Annotated in this window: 15 protein-coding genes; 3 read left to right on the forward strand and 12 right to left on the reverse strand. The window is 46.2% G+C overall.

The window, feature by feature from the left end; genetic code table 11:
• Window positions 1–5 precede the first annotated feature (5 nt).
• The 3 genes from folE2 to ACYX4M_RS08325 form a co-directional block, all read right to left on the reverse strand.
• Complete coding sequence (folE2, locus tag ACYX4M_RS08315) at window positions 6–932, reverse strand: GTP cyclohydrolase FolE2 (RefSeq protein ID WP_476082629.1); 927 nt, start codon at window positions 930–932, stop codon at window positions 6–8.
• A 95-nt stretch (window positions 933–1,027) separates the two neighbouring features.
• Window positions 1,028–1,504, reverse strand: coding sequence for a MerC domain-containing protein (locus ACYX4M_RS08320; RefSeq protein ID WP_474872281.1), 477 nt, complete (start codon window positions 1,502–1,504; stop codon window positions 1,028–1,030).
• 71 nt (window positions 1,505–1,575) lie between these two features.
• Window positions 1,576–2,274, reverse strand: coding sequence for a ZrgA family zinc uptake protein (locus tag ACYX4M_RS08325; RefSeq protein WP_476082630.1), 699 nt, complete (start codon window positions 2,272–2,274; stop codon window positions 1,576–1,578).
• 90 nt (window positions 2,275–2,364) lie between these two features.
• On the opposite strand from ACYX4M_RS08325, the gene ACYX4M_RS08330 reads away from it, so the two are divergent.
• Window positions 2,365–4,767 (forward strand): TonB-dependent receptor, encoded by a 2,403-nt coding sequence (locus tag ACYX4M_RS08330; protein ID WP_476082631.1) that lies wholly within the window; start codon window positions 2,365–2,367, stop codon window positions 4,765–4,767.
• Between the two features lie 39 nt (window positions 4,768–4,806).
• A complete protein-coding gene (locus tag ACYX4M_RS08335; protein ID WP_476082632.1) occupies window positions 4,807–6,204 on the forward strand; it encodes a 5-methyltetrahydrofolate--homocysteine methyltransferase in 1,398 nt (465 codons plus the stop codon).
• A gap of 117 nt (window positions 6,205–6,321) precedes the next feature.
• On the opposite strand, the gene ACYX4M_RS08340 is transcribed toward ACYX4M_RS08335, so the two are convergent.
• From ACYX4M_RS08340 to ACYX4M_RS08365, 6 genes are all read right to left on the reverse strand, one after another.
• Complete coding sequence (locus ACYX4M_RS08340; protein WP_474809944.1) at window positions 6,322–7,176, reverse strand: pirin family protein; 855 nt, start codon at window positions 7,174–7,176, stop codon at window positions 6,322–6,324.
• Between the two features lie 12 nt (window positions 7,177–7,188).
• On the reverse strand, window positions 7,189–8,949 hold the full coding sequence (locus ACYX4M_RS08345; protein WP_476082633.1) for an amidohydrolase: 1,761 nt from the start codon (window positions 8,947–8,949) through the stop codon (window positions 7,189–7,191).
• Between the two features lie 10 nt (window positions 8,950–8,959).
• A complete protein-coding gene (locus tag ACYX4M_RS08350) occupies window positions 8,960–9,328 on the reverse strand; it encodes a c-type cytochrome (protein ID WP_476082634.1) in 369 nt (122 codons plus the stop codon).
• A 64-nt stretch (window positions 9,329–9,392) separates the two neighbouring features.
• Window positions 9,393–10,103 carry a hydrolase gene (locus ACYX4M_RS08355; RefSeq protein ID WP_476082635.1) on the reverse strand — a complete coding sequence of 237 codons (711 nt, stop codon included), beginning with the start codon at window positions 10,101–10,103 and terminating at the stop codon, window positions 9,393–9,395.
• A gap of 143 nt (window positions 10,104–10,246) precedes the next feature.
• Window positions 10,247–10,669 carry a YybH family protein gene (locus ACYX4M_RS08360; protein WP_476082636.1) on the reverse strand — a complete coding sequence of 141 codons (423 nt, stop codon included), beginning with the start codon at window positions 10,667–10,669 and terminating at the stop codon, window positions 10,247–10,249.
• Between the two features lie 320 nt (window positions 10,670–10,989).
• Window positions 10,990–11,166 carry a hypothetical protein gene (locus ACYX4M_RS08365; RefSeq protein WP_201282662.1) on the reverse strand — a complete coding sequence of 59 codons (177 nt, stop codon included), beginning with the start codon at window positions 11,164–11,166 and terminating at the stop codon, window positions 10,990–10,992.
• A gap of 115 nt (window positions 11,167–11,281) precedes the next feature.
• Here ACYX4M_RS08365 and ACYX4M_RS08370 point away from each other — a divergent pair, with 115 nt between their 5' ends.
• On the forward strand, window positions 11,282–12,052 hold the full coding sequence (locus ACYX4M_RS08370; protein WP_476082637.1) for a sulfite exporter TauE/SafE family protein: 771 nt from the start codon (window positions 11,282–11,284) through the stop codon (window positions 12,050–12,052).
• Between the two features lie 82 nt (window positions 12,053–12,134).
• Here the strand turns inward: ACYX4M_RS08370 and ACYX4M_RS08375 are convergent, their stop codons facing one another.
• From ACYX4M_RS08375 to ACYX4M_RS08385, 3 genes are all read right to left on the reverse strand, one after another.
• Window positions 12,135–14,249, reverse strand: coding sequence for a TonB-dependent receptor plug domain-containing protein (locus ACYX4M_RS08375; RefSeq protein ID WP_476082638.1), 2,115 nt, complete (start codon window positions 14,247–14,249; stop codon window positions 12,135–12,137).
• A 69-nt stretch (window positions 14,250–14,318) separates the two neighbouring features.
• The gene (locus tag ACYX4M_RS08380; protein ID WP_476082639.1) at window positions 14,319–14,729 is read right to left on the reverse strand and encodes a hypothetical protein; all 411 of its coding nucleotides are present in this window, start codon (window positions 14,727–14,729) and stop codon (window positions 14,319–14,321) included.
• 62 nt (window positions 14,730–14,791) lie between these two features.
• On the reverse strand, window positions 14,792–16,114 hold the full coding sequence (locus ACYX4M_RS08385; protein ID WP_476082640.1) for a sigma-54 interaction domain-containing protein: 1,323 nt from the start codon (window positions 16,112–16,114) through the stop codon (window positions 14,792–14,794).
• Between the last annotated feature and the right edge of the window lie 134 nt (window positions 16,115–16,248).

A 16,248-nucleotide genomic window follows, 5' to 3' on the forward strand; every position in this document is an offset into this window, starting at 1 on the left:
TGAATTTATCGATGAACTGGGCCTGATAATTCAGCAATGGCGTCGTGTGCATGCAAACTTTCTTGATGTTCTACTTTTACACGAAAATAGGTTGCTTGGTAATACGTACTGAACGCGGCATGTAGACGTCTTACCGAATCTTCAACGAACATTAAATTTTCTGCATTACGTTTTGCAAACGCCTGCTCATCTTCCCGCTTAACCGCGGTTTGAAGCGGCGTGCCCAGCGCGTTCTCTACTAAGTCAATAATGCCTACGAAGTCGGGAATTTCGTTATTGGTTAAATCCAATGTTATGTCGGCAAAGGAACGCTGTGCATGCGCCGTGGCGATGCTGGCTTGTTTAGAAGCGAGCCAAGCGCCCATTTCTTCTACAGATAAACCTTTTCCTTCGAATTGCTGCACAAACACTTCTGATAACGCCTTGCGAGAGAGGGAGGCCGAGCAAGGACAAGTACTAGAGTACGGTACTCTTAACTTAAGCTGTGCCTCATAACGTTCAGATGAACGCCTTACGCAAAGTGAAGCGGGGTACGATTGATATCCTGACATCCTACTTATGAGTGCCGGACGCGACACGGTGAGGTCAAAGTGTAGATTAAGCTGGGCGCTGTTGCTCAGCCCATCTTGAGACTCGATAAGCGCGTTCATTAACGACACAAGTGCCGACTTATGTAAGTCTTGGTTGCTCAAATATCGCTGCAGCAAGCTGTACAAGCGAGACATGTGAATGCCTTTGGCGTTGGGATGATCCAAACTTACCGTTACATCTACCTTTGCTTGGCTAGCTAAACGCTCTCCGCGTTTACCTAACACGTGTAGCGGTATTGCAATACCCTGCATACCAACATTATCAATAACAGGAAGCTGCGCAGTGGAATGCTCTGTAGTGACATCGGGAAGTACCGTGTCGGAATGATTGAAACTAGACAAAATAACCTCTGAATGAGACCTCAAAAACGGCTTACATCACTAATATTGCGAGCGTCGCTAGATAAGAATTACCCGCTTTTGAGGTTATGATGAAACTAATAGGGTTGTGATTGGGTGGTCTCGCGCTCTTCGCAAATAGGCACCTGTACGGTCGACCTAAGCCTATAGTTAATCAGGTGCGCACCAACGATAATAAACGATGCGATTACCGTGATTATCACTTCACCATATTCACCTAGCACTTCGTGTCCTAAGCCTATCCACTCAACGAGCAGCGGACTACTTAAAAGTGTTAGGCCAAAAACGCCAGCAAATACTACCCACTTATTTTTGTGATGTAGGTAGCCTAGTGAAAGTGCAAGAACCCCAATGGGTAACACGAAGAACAGCAATATTTGATGGAAGGTTTCATCATTGAGCATTGACACACTTGCCAATGCAGGTATGGAAATCAATAAAATAGGCGTTAATAAACAATGTATTACGCAAAGGGATGAAAGGAGCATAGCGAGCCTGTCTGAAATAAACTGCACTTTTGGCATTGCGCTGCTTCCTTGATATATCGAATTCATAATATGTCCGAAAATTGCTATGGCGCAGCTATAATGGGTGAAGCTTGCGCCTGAGAGAGTAAAAAATATAACTAGCTGCTTATCAGTAAGGTTGGCTGACTTGGAGTTATCTCCAGTGCGCCTTGTCCTTTGTTGGTTACCCAAATTGCATTAACATGCTGCAGGCTTGGCCAATGGGGAAACCCTGTCATCTCAATACGCTTTACGGGGCCTTGGCAACTAAGCAAATATGCGACACGAAAATCAGAATGCGTGTTGCGATGGGCATGGCCTTCGTGTTCACTTTCATGCTCGTCATGCTCGTCATGCTCGTCATGCTCGTCATGCTCGTCATGCTCGTCATGCTCGTCATGCTCGTCATGCTCGTCATGCTCGTCATGCTCGTCATGCTCGTCATGCTCGTTAGCTACCTCCCATGGGCTTTCAAGTGTGGTATCGAGTAATTCACACGTATTGCTTAGGGTAAAAATGTCGTCAAAGCGCTGAAAAACCTTTTGCGTTTCTTCATAACGTTTTTTATCGCTAGTCGTAGATGGCGCGTATTCAAACCCCAGGACATCAGCAGCAGGCAGCTGCAGCACAAACTGCCACTCACTTCCCGCTTGCAGAATTTGTAGTTTGCCTTCGCCGTGAGTATGAGGCGCAGCATGAACAGCGTTGATACTCATCCCAGCCAAGTTTAGTCCGACAAAAGTACCTACCTTAAGAAAAGTTGAAGAGGCGCGTAGCGCTTTTTGTGAATTCTTCCACGTAATAGAAATGGTTTTCATTTTTACCTCTTGCGTAAGTGTTACAATATAACATACCATAAAAATAAAGTTGATACATTATCACATTACACGAATTCAGAGGTTAGAATAATGAAACTGTCTCGATTGGCGTTAGGCTTATCGCTTTCAGCGCCTGCGTTGCTATTAGCATCTCCGTCAGTGCTGGCACAAACACTTTCTGGCACGGTAACTAATGCAGCCGGAAAGCCGCTCGCCAATGCCACTGTTGAAATTGAGGCGCTAAAGCGTGTTACCAGTACTAACGAGCTGGGCGAGTTTACTTTCTCTGACGTAAAGGAGGGCGACTATACGCTTCACATATTCGCCTCTGGCTTTGCTCACTTACATGAGCATATGCAAGTTCAATCTGACAGCGCGGGTGGCGCTAACTTTGTCTTGGCGCGTAGTGCTATCGAAGTGATTGACGTGCACGCCACGCCTATGCATTTATCGGTGATGGAATCGGCCACTCCAGTGAGCGTGTTATCTGGCGAAACCTTACGTCGGCAACAAGCGGCCACGCTGGGCGATACGCTAGAAAAATTACCCGGCGTACAGTCTAACTTCCATGGCAATGTTGCGAGCACGCCAATTATTCGTGGCCTTAGCGGACCACGGGTGCTGATTACTCAAAATGGCTTGGATGTGAGCGACGTTTCCCGCGTTGGCCCCGACCACGCAGTAGCAAGTGAAGCATCAACCGCTAAACAAATTGAAGTACTGCGTGGGCCAGCAACCCTGTTCTTCGGAAGCGGTGCGATAGGCGGTGTGGTGAACGTAGTTGACCAACGTGTGCCCACGTCCACTGAAACGCGCGGTGAATTTGTATTAGAAACGCAAACCGTTAACGACCAGAAGCTTGGAACGTTTAACGTGACTACTGGCGTGGACAACATGGCCTTCTATGTTGACGGTTTTTATCGCGACTCAAATGACTATGAAACCCCAATGGCGCCTGATATTGACGACCCAGATGGCGACCACGTGGTTGAGAACAGTAACGAAGAGTCCCACGGATTTACGTTAGGTACCAGCTACTTATTCGACCAAGGCTATGTTGGCGTAGCGGTAGAGCGGTTTGAGCGAGAGTATGGCGTGCCTGGGCACAGTCACGGCGGAGATACTTCGGTATTCGCTAATCTTGAGCAAACTAAGTATCAGCTTTTAGGTGAATACAACTTTACCAATGACTTTTTGCAAAGTGTTCACTTTAGAGCGGGTTATACCGATTATGAACATGCTGAAGTTGAAGGTGGTTCAGTAGGTACCACCTTTAGTAATGAAACTGAAGAACTTCGCGTAGAGCTATTACATAAACCAATGGCTGGCTGGCGCGGTGGTATCAGCTTACATTACAAAGGGAGCGATGTATTTGCTCAAGGCGAAGAAGCATTTACACCGCCTTCAGAAATGGAGATGTTTGCTGTAGCACTCATGGAAGAGCGTCACTTTGGTGATTTTCTGGTTCAGTTAGGGGCGCGAGCGGAAAGAGTAACATTAGACGCATCAAGTGTATTGTTGCCTGAACTTGACGCTCACGATCATGGCGATGAACACGAACATGACGAGCACGATCACGACGAACATGAAGGCAGCGAGTTCATACGACAGTTTGCGGTAGACCAAGAGTTTACACCTATATCTCTGTCAGCAGGTGTGGTCTATACCATTAATGAAAGCTACAACGTAGGCATTTCACTTTCCCGCTCAGAGCGTGCGCCTTCAGCATCCGAGCTTCTGTCCTTTGGCCCGCATATCGGCACCCGTACTTATGAAGTTGGCGCGCTGTTTGATTTGTCAGAAGAGAGCGAGTTTGTGCTTTCTCAAACGCCTATCGACCTTGAGACAGCTAACAATATTGACCTAACGTTTAGAAAAACACAGGGCGACGTTGGCTTTGTGTTTAATGCTTTTTATAACCAGGTAGATAATTACTACTTCCAAGCTGAAACCGGATTATTTGCTGAAAGTGGCCATGATCATGATCATGGAGAAGAGGAGCACGGTGAAGAAGAGCATAGCGCAGATGAACACAGCGATGAATTACCTGTTCACCTGTTTGGTTCAGCTGACGCCGTTCTTTATGGTTTTGAGTTACAAGTTGCCTGGCAAACCACTGACAACCTAAAACTCGATTTTTTCGCCGACTACGTTAAAGCCCGCCTTAAAGATGGTGGCGCACTGCCTCGCACTTCGCCCATGCGAGTGGGCTCACACCTTGCCTACACGTTAGATAACATTCGCGCAGATTTAGACATCACATATTTTGCAAAACAAGACGATATCTCGACGTTCGAGACTGAAACAGACGGTTACACCCTTGTTGATGCTTCAATCACGTACGACATTCCTTTGGGAGATATTGATTTATCGGTTTACCTGAGCGGTGAAAACCTCACAGACGAAGAAGCGCGCGTTCACACCTCATTTTTGAAAGATATTGCACCACGTCCGGGTAGAAACTTTGCTTTCGGCGTACGTGGTTATTTCTAAGATCAGCTTAAAAAAAGAATTATTGATAGGGATACACACATGAAAAATAGACTAGTACTAAGCGCCATAGCCAGCGCACTTTTGCTTGCAGGCTGTGGTGATGCAGAAACCAATATTGTAGAGCTGGATCCTATTGAGGTGCCAGAGGATGATCACGACCACGACGACCATGATCACGATGACGACCACGACTCAGACTATGAAATAGAAAGTGAAGGCAGATTGGTTGTTGCCGATGCTGCATCAAATACGCTCACTGTCTTTGATCTAGATGATAATTCAGTACTTGATACGTTTTCAGCAACCTTTGATGGAAGCAGTGTAAGCGCCTCAGCAGACTATCGCTTTGCAGTCATCAACAGCCGAGCAAACGGATTAACTGAGTTTCTTGATGGTGGATTATGGCGAGAAGATCACGTAGAGCACCTGCACGACTATGAAGAAGCCCCAAGTCTGTCTGGTTTCACACTTGAAGGTAGTCAACCAACTCACGTAGTAACACACGACGGTCAGCTTGCTGTGTTTTACGACGGAAATGCCGATACCAGCATGCCGGCAGCGGTAAAAGTGGTAACTGATACCCAAATTGCCAGTGAAATTACAGAAGTACCTACTTTGGAATTTACTGTAAACATGCACGGTGTCGCGGAACCGCGTGGAGACATGCTAATTAGTACTGTACGTCGTGATGATGCAGAGTCTCGTTCTGCTAACCCAATCTTGCCAGACAGCGTTGCGGTATATCACTGGCATGATGGCGAGTACGAAGAAGAGCAACGCTTTGATGGCGAGTGTGCTGATTTACATGGCGCCGCTCAAAACGAAATCGCTGTTGCATTTGGCTGTAGCGACGGCGTATTAATTCTCAACGAAGATGATGAGGTATTTATCAGCACGTTTATTGACAACATTGATGGTCTTGGCGATCTGCGCATTGGCACAATGTATGGACATGAACACGCAGAAGCCTTTATCGGTATTGCTTCACAACATGGTGGCGGTAGTGCCATCTTGGCCAATGTGTCGCCTGTAACCAGCACCATGAGTGTAATCGATTGGCAGCCAGAGACTGATGCTCATGCAGTGTCATACGGCTTCTCAATGGGTGGTGAATTCTTTGTTATTTTAGATGACAAAGGTTTTGTAACACTACTAGAAGCGCATGAAGAAGACGGTGACACGCACTGGGAATTTGCGCACAAAATTGATGTGGCCAGTGCCAGCGCCGCAAACCTAGCAGAAGGTCAGTCATTTAGCATGGCGGCATCGCAACACGAAGAAGCCTTGTTTGTTGTTGACCCTGTTGCGCAAGCTATCCTCGCTGTTGATTTGGAAGCCGAGACCACGGAAACCTTGCTTGAACTGGACTTTGAGCCTGCAGGTGCAGTTTGGCTAGGTATTGCTGAAGAACACGAGCACGACGATCACGATCACTAATACGCAGTAGTGATTAAGTAAACGAAAGAGCAGGCTATAAGCCTGCTCTTTTTGTTTTTAATGTACCTTGTGCTTAAAGCCATTAGTTTGTTGCTAGAGCTGCTTACAACAACAGCTTTATTTAGGCAGCGGAATAAACTCTTGGTCGTCACCCGGAATAGTTGGGAATAACCCGTTTGCCCAACGAGCCTCAGCGTCTTCTATTTTCTCTTGAGAGTACGCCAAAAAGTTCCAACGTAAAATGGGTTGTTTCTCCATTTTCTCTCCACCTAAAAGGAAGTAGCGACTGTTCTCCATGGTTTCAATTTCACTTTCATCGTCCAAAAGCACAAATTCGCCTGCGCTAAAAACTGCATCGCCTAGTTTTACTTTTCCGGAAATAACGTAACAGGCCGTTTGAGATTTGCCACACGGACGCTCAATAACCGCTCCTGCTTCTGTTATCACATCTAAATAAAACATGGGTGAGTACGTCTTAACCGGTGACGTATAGCCGTACGCTTCCCCTGCAATTAGTCGCATCAGTACTTTTTCACGATGTATATACGGCAGTTTAGCTTTGTTAACGTGTATAAAGCTGGGCTCCATATCTGCCTTTTCTTCAGGTAATGCAACCCAGCACTGTAGACCGTTTAGCACATGGTCACTGCCTCGGGTTTCAATGGTCTCTCGCTCAGAGTGAACAATGCCTTTACCCGCTGTCATCCAGTTTACGTCGCCAGGCTGTATTTCCTGAATAGTGCCTAAGCTATCCCTATGCAGCATACTACCTTCCATTAAATAACTAATGGTGGCCAGTCCTATATGCGGGTGGGGCCTAACGTTAATGCCGCTGCCTGCTGGGAAATGTGCAGGTCCCATATGGTCAACAAAAACAAATGGGCCAATGCTCCTTGCGTCAACGTGGGGAATAATGCGACTTACTGAGAAGCCACCTAAATCTTTTTTGTGAGATGAAATTCGTTTTGCCATGATCTTTCTCAATTAACGTTGTTGGGAGAAGTTAACCGGTGACCACGCGGGCTCGGCTGTTTCTATTGGTGTTGCGAGTTCTGGGTACTGCTGTCTATCGGCAAAAACGACGTTGCCGTCTACGACAGTTAACTGTGCTTGTGTGTTTAGCAATGCCTTTTCACTTACTGTTAAGATATCGTGGTTAAGAATAGCAAAGTCAGCGTAAAAGCCAGGTCGTAATCTACCCTTAACGTTTTCTTCTCCAGATAGTGCAGCGCTTCCTTGCGTAAATAGCTTAAGGGCTGTCAGTCTGTCTACATGCTTTGTACCTAAATCAAAACCACCCACGGTTTTTCCGCTCACTGCCCAGTAATAGGTTGCCCATGGATTAAAACTTGAAACGCGGGTACCGTCTGTGCCTAAGCCCACTGTGATGCCAGCACTAAGCATTTGCTTTATAGGGGGCGTGCGCTTGGCTTGCTCGGCGCCATATCGCTCAACGAAATCCTCACCAGCAAAGGCCATACGGCCTTGTACCGTAATCGAGCCACCTAACGCTTTAATGCGCGAGAGATTTTCATCAGACACCGTCTCGGCGTGGTCGATAATCCAGCGCACGCTATCAACGGGCTGTGTTGAGTGAATATGTTCAAGTACGTTTAAAATACGTGTTATAGATTGGTCATAAGTGGCATGGAGCCTAAACGGCCACTGCTGCAATAGATGAAGCCTAATCACTTCTTCCAGCGCATCTTCGGCTTCGCCTGGAAGTTCAGGGCGTGGCGCACGAAAGTTTTCATAGTCTGACGCTTTATAAGTGAGTAGCTCGCCACCGCCTTCAATTACATAGCCATTGTCTAAATGAATATGCTGGTTTTGATTTGCTTCATACTTACTCATCCATGTAGCAAAACTCACCATTTCTTTAGTGGGAACTTGCGGGAACAAGTAATTAGAAACCCGTATCGGTAACTCACCGAGCTTGGCAAGGGTTTCACTGGCTGTATAGTCTTCAGGGAAGGTATGGCCACCGCCGCCTGCGTCTACTACACTGGTTACGCCTAAGCTAAGTAGCTTGCGATAAAACTGTCGACTGGAATTTAACTGTTCATTTGCGCTTAGTTGAGGCAGCGCGGCAATGGTCTTATATAAAATCATTGGGTTGGGTTGAGCAAGCAAAACACCTGTGGGGTTGCCGTTAGCATCTCGCTCTATCACGCTTCCCTTTGGTGCTTGGGTGTCTTTGTCTATTCCCAGTGCTTCAAGGCCTTTTTTATTGAGCACACCACCTGAGTAAAGGTGAAGCACAAATACCGGTGTGTTTGGCGCTATGTCGGTAAGCTCTTGTGGTGTAGGTAAGCGCTTCTCTTCAAATTGATAAGGGCTGAAACCTCCAATGACTCTTACCCATTGACCCTTGGGCGTGCGTTTGGCTTGTGCTTCTAGCATGGCTAAGCCTTCTTTCAAGCTTGTAATACCTTCCCAGCGAGTTTCTAAATTATAAAAACGTCCTCCACGCGTTACGTGCATATGCGAGTCATTAATACCTGGAATGAGCCGCTGTCCTTTTGCATCGATTACTTGAGTGGCATTATCTGCGTCTGCTAGCAGCTGTTGGGCATCTTGCGAAAAGGCGCTAAATTTACCGTTTTCTACGCTAAGAGCCGTATAGGTTTGGCCGCTCGCATTTGTGATTTTTGCATTTACAACGACCAGATCTGGGGCAGCCATTGCCTGGCTAGCGCCAAACAATAGAGCAACAATCGAAAAACGTGACAATAATAAATTCATGGGATAGCTCCTAGTTATTGCTGCTTTGGCTAGTGGTTTGTTTACCTGACTGGGCTGCAAAATAAGTGGCTAGGGCGTCAATATCGTCATCGCTAAGCCCTGATGCATTGGGGCGCATGATGCTGGCCATACCGCCTTTCCTGATACCGTCGCGATAAGCTTTAAGTGCATAAACTAGGTACGGTTTGTTCTGACCTGCCAAATTAGGGTTACTTTCAATGTTGGCAATGCCTGTTTCACCGTGACACCCCATACAGTATTGTGAAAGTGTTTGGCCTTTTTCGTATTGCGCGCTATCGGCATTAGCGCTAACGCTGAAAGAAAGTGTTGCGATGTAAAGCGCGGTCAATAGTGCTACAAGTGGGTGCAAAGCTCTCATGTTAAACTCCTCGTGCAGTAACGATTCAAGAGCGACAGGTCACGGTGACCTGTCGCATTAAGGGCTACTGGCCTTCTTTGGCGTTAAACATTTCGGTTGCGTAAATAAGGCCTAAACCGTATCCTCCAGCATGTTCTTTTGCGATGTTTGTCACGTCCACATAGCTTTCAGTGCGAGCCCAATCACGTTGAAGTTCTAGAAGGTACTGCAACCAAGTAATGGGTTGAGCACCTGCCTGAATCATACGCTGAACCGCCATGTCGTGAGCTTCTTTAGATACACCGCCAGACGCATCGGTTACAAAATACACGTCATAGCCTTCTTCAATGGCAGACAGCACTGGCCCTACACCGCAAACTTCTGTCCAAAGCGCTGCAATAACAATTTTGTTCTTTTTAAATTTCTTAACCTTGTCGGTAACTCGCTTATCTTCCCAGGTGTTCATCGTTGTGCGGTCAATAGGTGTTTGGTCGGGGAATACTGCTTTTAATTCCGGGAAAAGCGGGCCGCTGAATGACTTTTCAGCTACGGTTGTAAGAATGGTGGGTACATTAAATGCCTTTGCAGATTTTGCTAGACCTGTAACGTTGTTGCGCACATCTTCGATTGAATGTGAGCGTGTTGAAAACGCCATTTGAGGCTGGTGGTCGATAAGAATGACCGTGTGGTTGTCGGGGGTCAGAAGGCTCTTTGCTGGCTCTCCCGCTTGCACAGAAGGAACAAGAAAGGTTAAGCCAGTAACAAGTGCTGCCATTGATTTTTTAATATTAAACATTGTGATTTCCTCTTGGATTAAGTTTGTTGTGAGTACTTCGTAAACCTCGAGATAAATCTTATGTTCGTTTTACTTGGTTTAAAATGCGTAAAAATACATCAAATTATTCTAATTTTTAGGATTAATGTGTGAGTTTGAGAGAATCACGCAAAATCTAACAAGTCAGTACCGAAAAAGTTATCGATGACACAGCGCCATTCTCCACTTGCATCCCTTTGCAGAACGTAGACGGCGCGCTTACCCTCGCAGGGTAGGGCGTTGGGTGTTGCTTTGGGTACAAGATAAAGCTTAGCGACGACTAGCGCTACGTCACCGGCTTGTATAACCCGTTCATCTCCGGTGGTAACAAAATGTTCGGGCATGAATTTCTTTTGAAATTTAAGCAGTGCGTCAACGCAGTCGCGCTGCGTGGCATGTTCTTCAGCGGCTTGGTTTTGCGTTGAACTGGACATGGGGGTAGCGACCACAGTTGCATCGCTCGCATAACATTGGGATAAGGCGTCTTGATCGCCGCGGTTTACTGCGTCATGCAACTGTTGTAACACGTGAGATATTGGATTGTTCATGGCTGTCGTTCCGTTATTTTTACCGTAAGACGAGCCAATAAAAAACCCGCCTTTGCGGCGGGTTTAGTGAATTCTATTTACGCACTAGCTAACCCGCCCATTCCTTAGAATAGCGAGAATAATAATCAGCGCAGTCGCTGAGTAAGCAGTATGTGTATTCGTGTTTTTAGGCATAGTATATAAAAACAGTGCGCTGCTAGTGAGTATTTAGTGACCCGAGTATCCTGTGCGGCAAACAGAAAGTCAACGGTTTTTTATGTGAACAAATTAGACTCATGCGGGTGGGTGAGCAAGCGGTTAGAATTGGGTTCGATGCTAGTTCAGGCTTCAAATATGGTAATGCGAATAGTCGAGCCCTGTTTCAAACATTCATAGATGTCTTCATCAGTAAAGCCACTGTTATGGAGAATTTGTCTAGCAACAAGCTTGGCATCTTTTGTACTATTTCTGTCACTTAATATTTGAAGTGCTTTGTTTAAGTAGTTAACTGAAGACATGATAAAAGCCTCATGTGCCACACTTTATTGCTGTTTATTATTTGAACGAATGAAGGTGGGGTTGTGATCACTGAAACGTCGTAAAGGCATCATAAATTATGGTGGAGTTTAAATCTTGAATTTACTTTATAGCTGGTTAACGGCCAACGATACATTGTCGATGTCAACGTCAGCGGTGCTTGTTCTCACATCGTTCTTTACGTCTATGATGACAGCAACCCTGGGGATTGGCGGCGGGGTGTTATTGCTTGCAGTAATGGCCGGTACTATGCCGGTTAGTGCGCTGATCCCAGTTCATGGCTTAGTGCAGCTTGGTTCCAACGGAAACCGAGCGCTAATGACGGCAAAGCATATCGACTGGGATATGCTGAAATATTTTTCTCTAGGCGCAATCGTCGGCGCTTTCTTAGCGTCGTTTATTGTGATTCAGCTGCCGCTGGTTATCATTCAGTTTGCAGTTGCCGCATTCATTTTATTTTTAGTGTGGGGGAGTAAACCCAAGGCACAAGAAATAAGGCCCGCGGGTAGAACATTGGCGGGGTTGGTGACCACCTTGGTTTCAATGTTTGTAGGTGCCACAGGGCCTTTGGTGGCTGCGTTTGTACACCGAAATAATTACAGCAAAATGCAGATAACCGGCACGCTTGCCAGCTGTATGACACTGCAACACGGCCTTAAAGCGTTTGTTTTTACCTTTGTAGGGTTTTCTTTTGCACAGTGGGCGGGGCTTATCATTATTATGATTGCCAGTGGTGCTCTGGGTACGTTTTTCGGGCTCAAAGTATTAAAGCGTGTGCCGGCCGATAAGTTTATGCTGGCGTTCAAAATTGTAGTGACCTTGTTGGCCCTGCGCTTGTTATGGCAGGCTTTAGTGAGTTTACTTTAGCTAAAAAAAATGGGAGCTTAAGAGACATGTCTCTTAAGCTCCATAAGTATATTGCTAATAGTTTCTCGCGTTTTCCCACTATTTAGAAGCGATAGCTTAACGACAAATGCCACTCGCGCCCAGCACTAGGTACTCGCTCACCCACTTCCACATCAGTGTTCATTACGCGATTAATTCCCGCAGTATGTGGTGCGTACTGCTTATCAAACAGATTATGAATAGTCGCTGTTACCTGTAGGTTTGAATGCCCACTATCAAGAAGCGTTACAAGCCCAGTAAGGTGAACCAACCCATAGCCAGCGGTAGACGCTTCATTCTGCAGTGCTGAAACGTGGTTTTGGGCGCCGGCTAATTCAGACGTAAACTGCATTTGAAGCGGCGCATTAAAGACCTGAGTATTCCATTGAAGCGTTGTTGTTAAATGCTCGGGCGCAATACGGAATAAGGCATCGTCAATGTCATCACAATTGCCATGCTGGATAGTGGCTACTGCACGCACACTTAAGTTTTCACTAAGCTGACCTTGCACCGTCATGTCGGCACCCTTGATAACAGCATCGGTATTCGTCCACTGAAACGGCTCAGTGCCAGCCATCATGGTAGATACCATGTTCGCCGCCATATTCGTACTCGGTGAGCCGGCGATGTAATCCTCTATATCTTGATAGAAAAAGCGGGGTGATATGGTCCAACTTTCATAGTTGTAATCAATTCCTACCTCTATTTTGCGCGCGGTTTCATTGTCTAATTCAAGGTTACCAATGTAATTAAATCCGTCGGCCATACCCCCGGAAATACCAAGCGGTAGCCAGGTGTAGCGCTCGAAATAGGTAGGGGCACGATTTTTCTGAGAAATGCCAAGTACAATATCAAGCGAGTCGCTCGCATGGTATCGGGTAGTCGCGGCGATATCTAACATACTGTAGTTTTTGTCACGGTCAGCAGCGTTGAAGCTGTTTACAAGCGTTGCAATTGCTGGGTTCATCATAACCATATTAGACCCCGCTTCTCCAGCATCCATGCTAACACGGGTATATCGCGTACCTAGCGTAGATGAATATGCATCTTTGTTTATCGTCCACTGAGCATAAACACTCGCGGTATCTCTTTGTACATTAGTAAAATTATCTACAAAGAACATACCGTTGTTAGGGTTAGTAATAACGGAGTTATTCCGGGCGTGGTGTAGGTAAGCGCCCAATTCAAGCTCGCCAGTATCTAATGGCATAACGTATTTTGCATCTAGCCCTTGCGCGATAGCGTCAGCGTTGTTTTCTCGCGCCATGCTCTCAGACATTATCATGCGCTGGGAAAAGTTATCCATGGCATGTTGGTTACTGTTGCCAAACCAATTCATAGCAAAGTACTCAGCTTTACCGGCGTTATAGCGATAACCGACTCGGTACCATGCTGCATCGATAAAACCAATATCCATTGCAAGGGCGGGCGTACCGCTTTCATTGGTGTTTAGCTTTTGGTAGCTGGCGTCGAGTTGGTGTTTTCCCCATTCATAACCAAGTCTAAATTTACCGCCATTTCTTTGATAGTGGCTATTGGGTATAACGATGTTATCACCCGATTCTCGCTCATCACGCTGCTGATGCATAAACGCGCCGCTAACGAAAGCTTGGTCAGTTTTGTAAAGTACATTGCCCTGATACTGGTGCCCGCTACCCGGGGCAATCAAACTGGCGTTTACACTGCCAGTAATGCCGTTTCCTAAAGCAAAAAGGGATACCGCATCGGCGTTAATACGAAGTTTGCCGCCTAGCGTTTGTACGCCAGCACTCACAGGTACAATGCCGCGATATAAAGTAGCGGTAAGCCCAGGCTCTGGCAGTACGTGAGATAATGGCGAGTCCATTGAATTAGGGCCAGCGCCAGCGATGTCGACCCCGTCAACGGATACACCCACTCTATCGCCAAACAAGCCTCGATATTGAATGAGGCCTGTAACCGGGCCATTTCGCGAGATAGAGACTCCGGGTAGCAGTGCTAACTGATCGCCAAAGTCCGCGTCTATATTGGTTGCGGCAGTTACTGCTTCTCGCTCTATTTCTTTTACATTAGTGAGCGAAGAACCAATCACTGTAATCACTTCTGTTGAAGCGCTATCAATGAACTCAGATGTGTTTGCATAAACGTGTGCAGATGTGCAGGCAGCTGTAACAGCGAATGCCAGTAAAGAATACTTCATAACAATTCCATTAAATAAACGAACGTGTGCACGGTTAAACCATGCGTATTAAGTGTGTTTTAGGCGTTGTTATGCGAGAGGTGGAGCGCGACCTAGCGGAGCCGCAAAGGCAAAAGATGTGTAGGGTGCTGCTGCAAGGCGAGACGCCAAGGCGCGATAGCGCACAAGGGATATCACTACTAATACATCTACAGGTACGTTGTCCATTTGAGGAAGGTCGGCCAACGTGCCGTTGGTACAATCTATGTGCTCAACAGGTGCTTTTAGTAGTTCTGGGCTTATAAATACAAACTCACCTTCAAGCTCTGTTGCGCTTACCGATATATAGCGCATGGTTTTGCCAGTACAGATAAGCTCAATGTCATCACCCACCAACCCACGGGCATGCTGCATAGTACGCGAAGCAAGGCCCAGTGCTAATGCATTTTGCAAAAGCATACAGAGGCAGAGTATTAAGGCTGTCAGGTGTTTAATCGACATTGTTTATCTTTTTACGTTGCGCGTCTTTATCATAGCGTGCGATGGATGAATGTTTCCACATTTTAATTAAGTTCTTTAACACCGGCCTTTTTAAGCTTTCGGTAAAGCGTGCGGGTACTTACGCCTAGCGCGTCCGCGAGGCTGTTTATATCGCCTTTAAAGGAGCTTGCTACCTGAGCAAGATAAGCATCTTCTACCTCGTCGAGAGTCATAATACCCTTGCTAAGATTAACCCTGCTTGTTGTTAGTAGGTATTGATCATTTTTACCCCCCATTGAAGCGTTATTCTCGTCGGTGAACTTGTCTAACACGGGGAGATCCGACTCGTAGATCACGCTCTCATCGGCAAGTAATACAGCTTGGTCAACAATGTTGCGCAACTCACGAATATTACCCGGAAAGGCGTAGCTACTTAATTTTTCGAGGGCTTTTTTATGAAAACGCTTTTTCTCGTGGGACTGAGCTAAAAAATGCACTGCAATCAGCGCAATATCTGACTTTCTCTCTCGTAAAGAGGGAAGGTTGATAGGGAAACCCGCAATTCGATAGTAAAGATCACGCCTGAATTCCCCCTTTTCTACCATTTGCTTTAAATTTTTGTGCGATGCACACACCAATCGGAAGTTGGCCTTCTTCGAAACTACGCTTCCCACAGGGCGGTAAGTCTGGGTTTCAAAAAGCCGGAGTAGTTTAACCTGCATGGCGAGGGGAATATCGCCTACTTCGTCGAAAAATAGAGTGCCACCCTCTGCCGCCTCTACCAGTCCTTTTTTATTGGTGGTCGCGCCCGTAAACGCGCCTTTTTCATAGCCGAATAACTCACTTTCAAGCAAAGCATCAGACAACCCGGTACATTCAATTACAACAAAAGGTTTTTCAGCGCGATGACTACTTGAGTGTAGAGCCTGAGACACCAGTTCTTTTCCGGTTCCGGTTTCACCAAACAGTAAAACAGATATATCTGAGTTCGCAGCGCGGTTAATTTTATTTAGCATCGTTTTAAATGCTTCTGACTCGCCAATCATTTTTCCAGCAGAGGGGCGGTTAGATGCGAAGGCAAGCTTATCTAGAATTTCTAGATAACCTATTAAATCCCCGTGACCGTCGAAGATAGGTCGCATCAGAATGTCACAGTAGCTTTGGCCCTCGCTGGTAGTATGGATATGCACCACACTAGCTGCTCGGCCCGACTTTTTACTTTCCTGCATAGGGCACTGCTCGCCGCACTGGTCACAGGGCTTATTGTTTCGATGAGATACCTGATAACAGGTGCTATAACCGAGCTTGATATCGACAGGGTAAGTATCTCTGTAAGGCGCATTGACCGCCTCAATAATGTAGTTTTGATTGATGAAAATAGCGGGTTTGTCTATTGCATCTATCATTGCTTGTACAATTGATATGTTCACTGTCAGCGTATTAGTTAATGCTACTTTTATCTTGCCAACTTAACATATTGGCATAGAGCTTGTTGATTGTTTTAGTTGAATCACAATGCCTGAGTGCAAATACGTCCGTC

Source organism: Alteromonas sp. ABV4_150 (assembly GCF_056311745.1).

What these genes read in the sequence shown, in the direction of transcription:
- ACYX4M_RS08320 (WP_474872281.1), bottom strand. Translation starts at nt 1,504, where the DNA reads ATGAATTCGATATATCAAGGAAGCAGCGCAATGCCAAAAGTGCAGTTT.
- ACYX4M_RS08325 (WP_476082630.1), bottom strand. Translation starts at nt 2,274, where the DNA reads ATGAAAACCATTTCTATTACGTGGAAGAATTCACAAAAAGCGCTACGC.
- ACYX4M_RS08330 (WP_476082631.1), top strand. Translation starts at nt 2,365, where the DNA reads ATGAAACTGTCTCGATTGGCGTTAGGCTTATCGCTTTCAGCGCCTGCG.
- ACYX4M_RS08335 (WP_476082632.1), top strand. Translation starts at nt 4,807, where the DNA reads ATGAAAAATAGACTAGTACTAAGCGCCATAGCCAGCGCACTTTTGCTT.
- ACYX4M_RS08340 (WP_474809944.1), bottom strand. Translation starts at nt 7,176, where the DNA reads ATGGCAAAACGAATTTCATCTCACAAAAAAGATTTAGGTGGCTTCTCA.
- ACYX4M_RS08345 (WP_476082633.1), bottom strand. Translation starts at nt 8,949, where the DNA reads ATGAATTTATTATTGTCACGTTTTTCGATTGTTGCTCTATTGTTTGGC.
- ACYX4M_RS08350 (WP_476082634.1), bottom strand. Translation starts at nt 9,328, where the DNA reads ATGAGAGCTTTGCACCCACTTGTAGCACTATTGACCGCGCTTTACATC.
- ACYX4M_RS08355 (WP_476082635.1), bottom strand. Translation starts at nt 10,103, where the DNA reads ATGTTTAATATTAAAAAATCAATGGCAGCACTTGTTACTGGCTTAACC.
- ACYX4M_RS08360 (WP_476082636.1), bottom strand. Translation starts at nt 10,669, where the DNA reads ATGAACAATCCAATATCTCACGTGTTACAACAGTTGCATGACGCAGTA.
- ACYX4M_RS08365 (WP_201282662.1), bottom strand. Translation starts at nt 11,166, where the DNA reads ATGTCTTCAGTTAACTACTTAAACAAAGCACTTCAAATATTAAGTGAC.
- ACYX4M_RS08375 (WP_476082638.1), bottom strand. Translation starts at nt 14,249, where the DNA reads ATGAAGTATTCTTTACTGGCATTCGCTGTTACAGCTGCCTGCACATCT.
- ACYX4M_RS08380 (WP_476082639.1), bottom strand. Translation starts at nt 14,729, where the DNA reads ATGTCGATTAAACACCTGACAGCCTTAATACTCTGCCTCTGTATGCTT.
- ACYX4M_RS08385 (WP_476082640.1), bottom strand. Translation starts at nt 16,114, where the DNA reads ATGATAGATGCAATAGACAAACCCGCTATTTTCATCAATCAAAACTAC.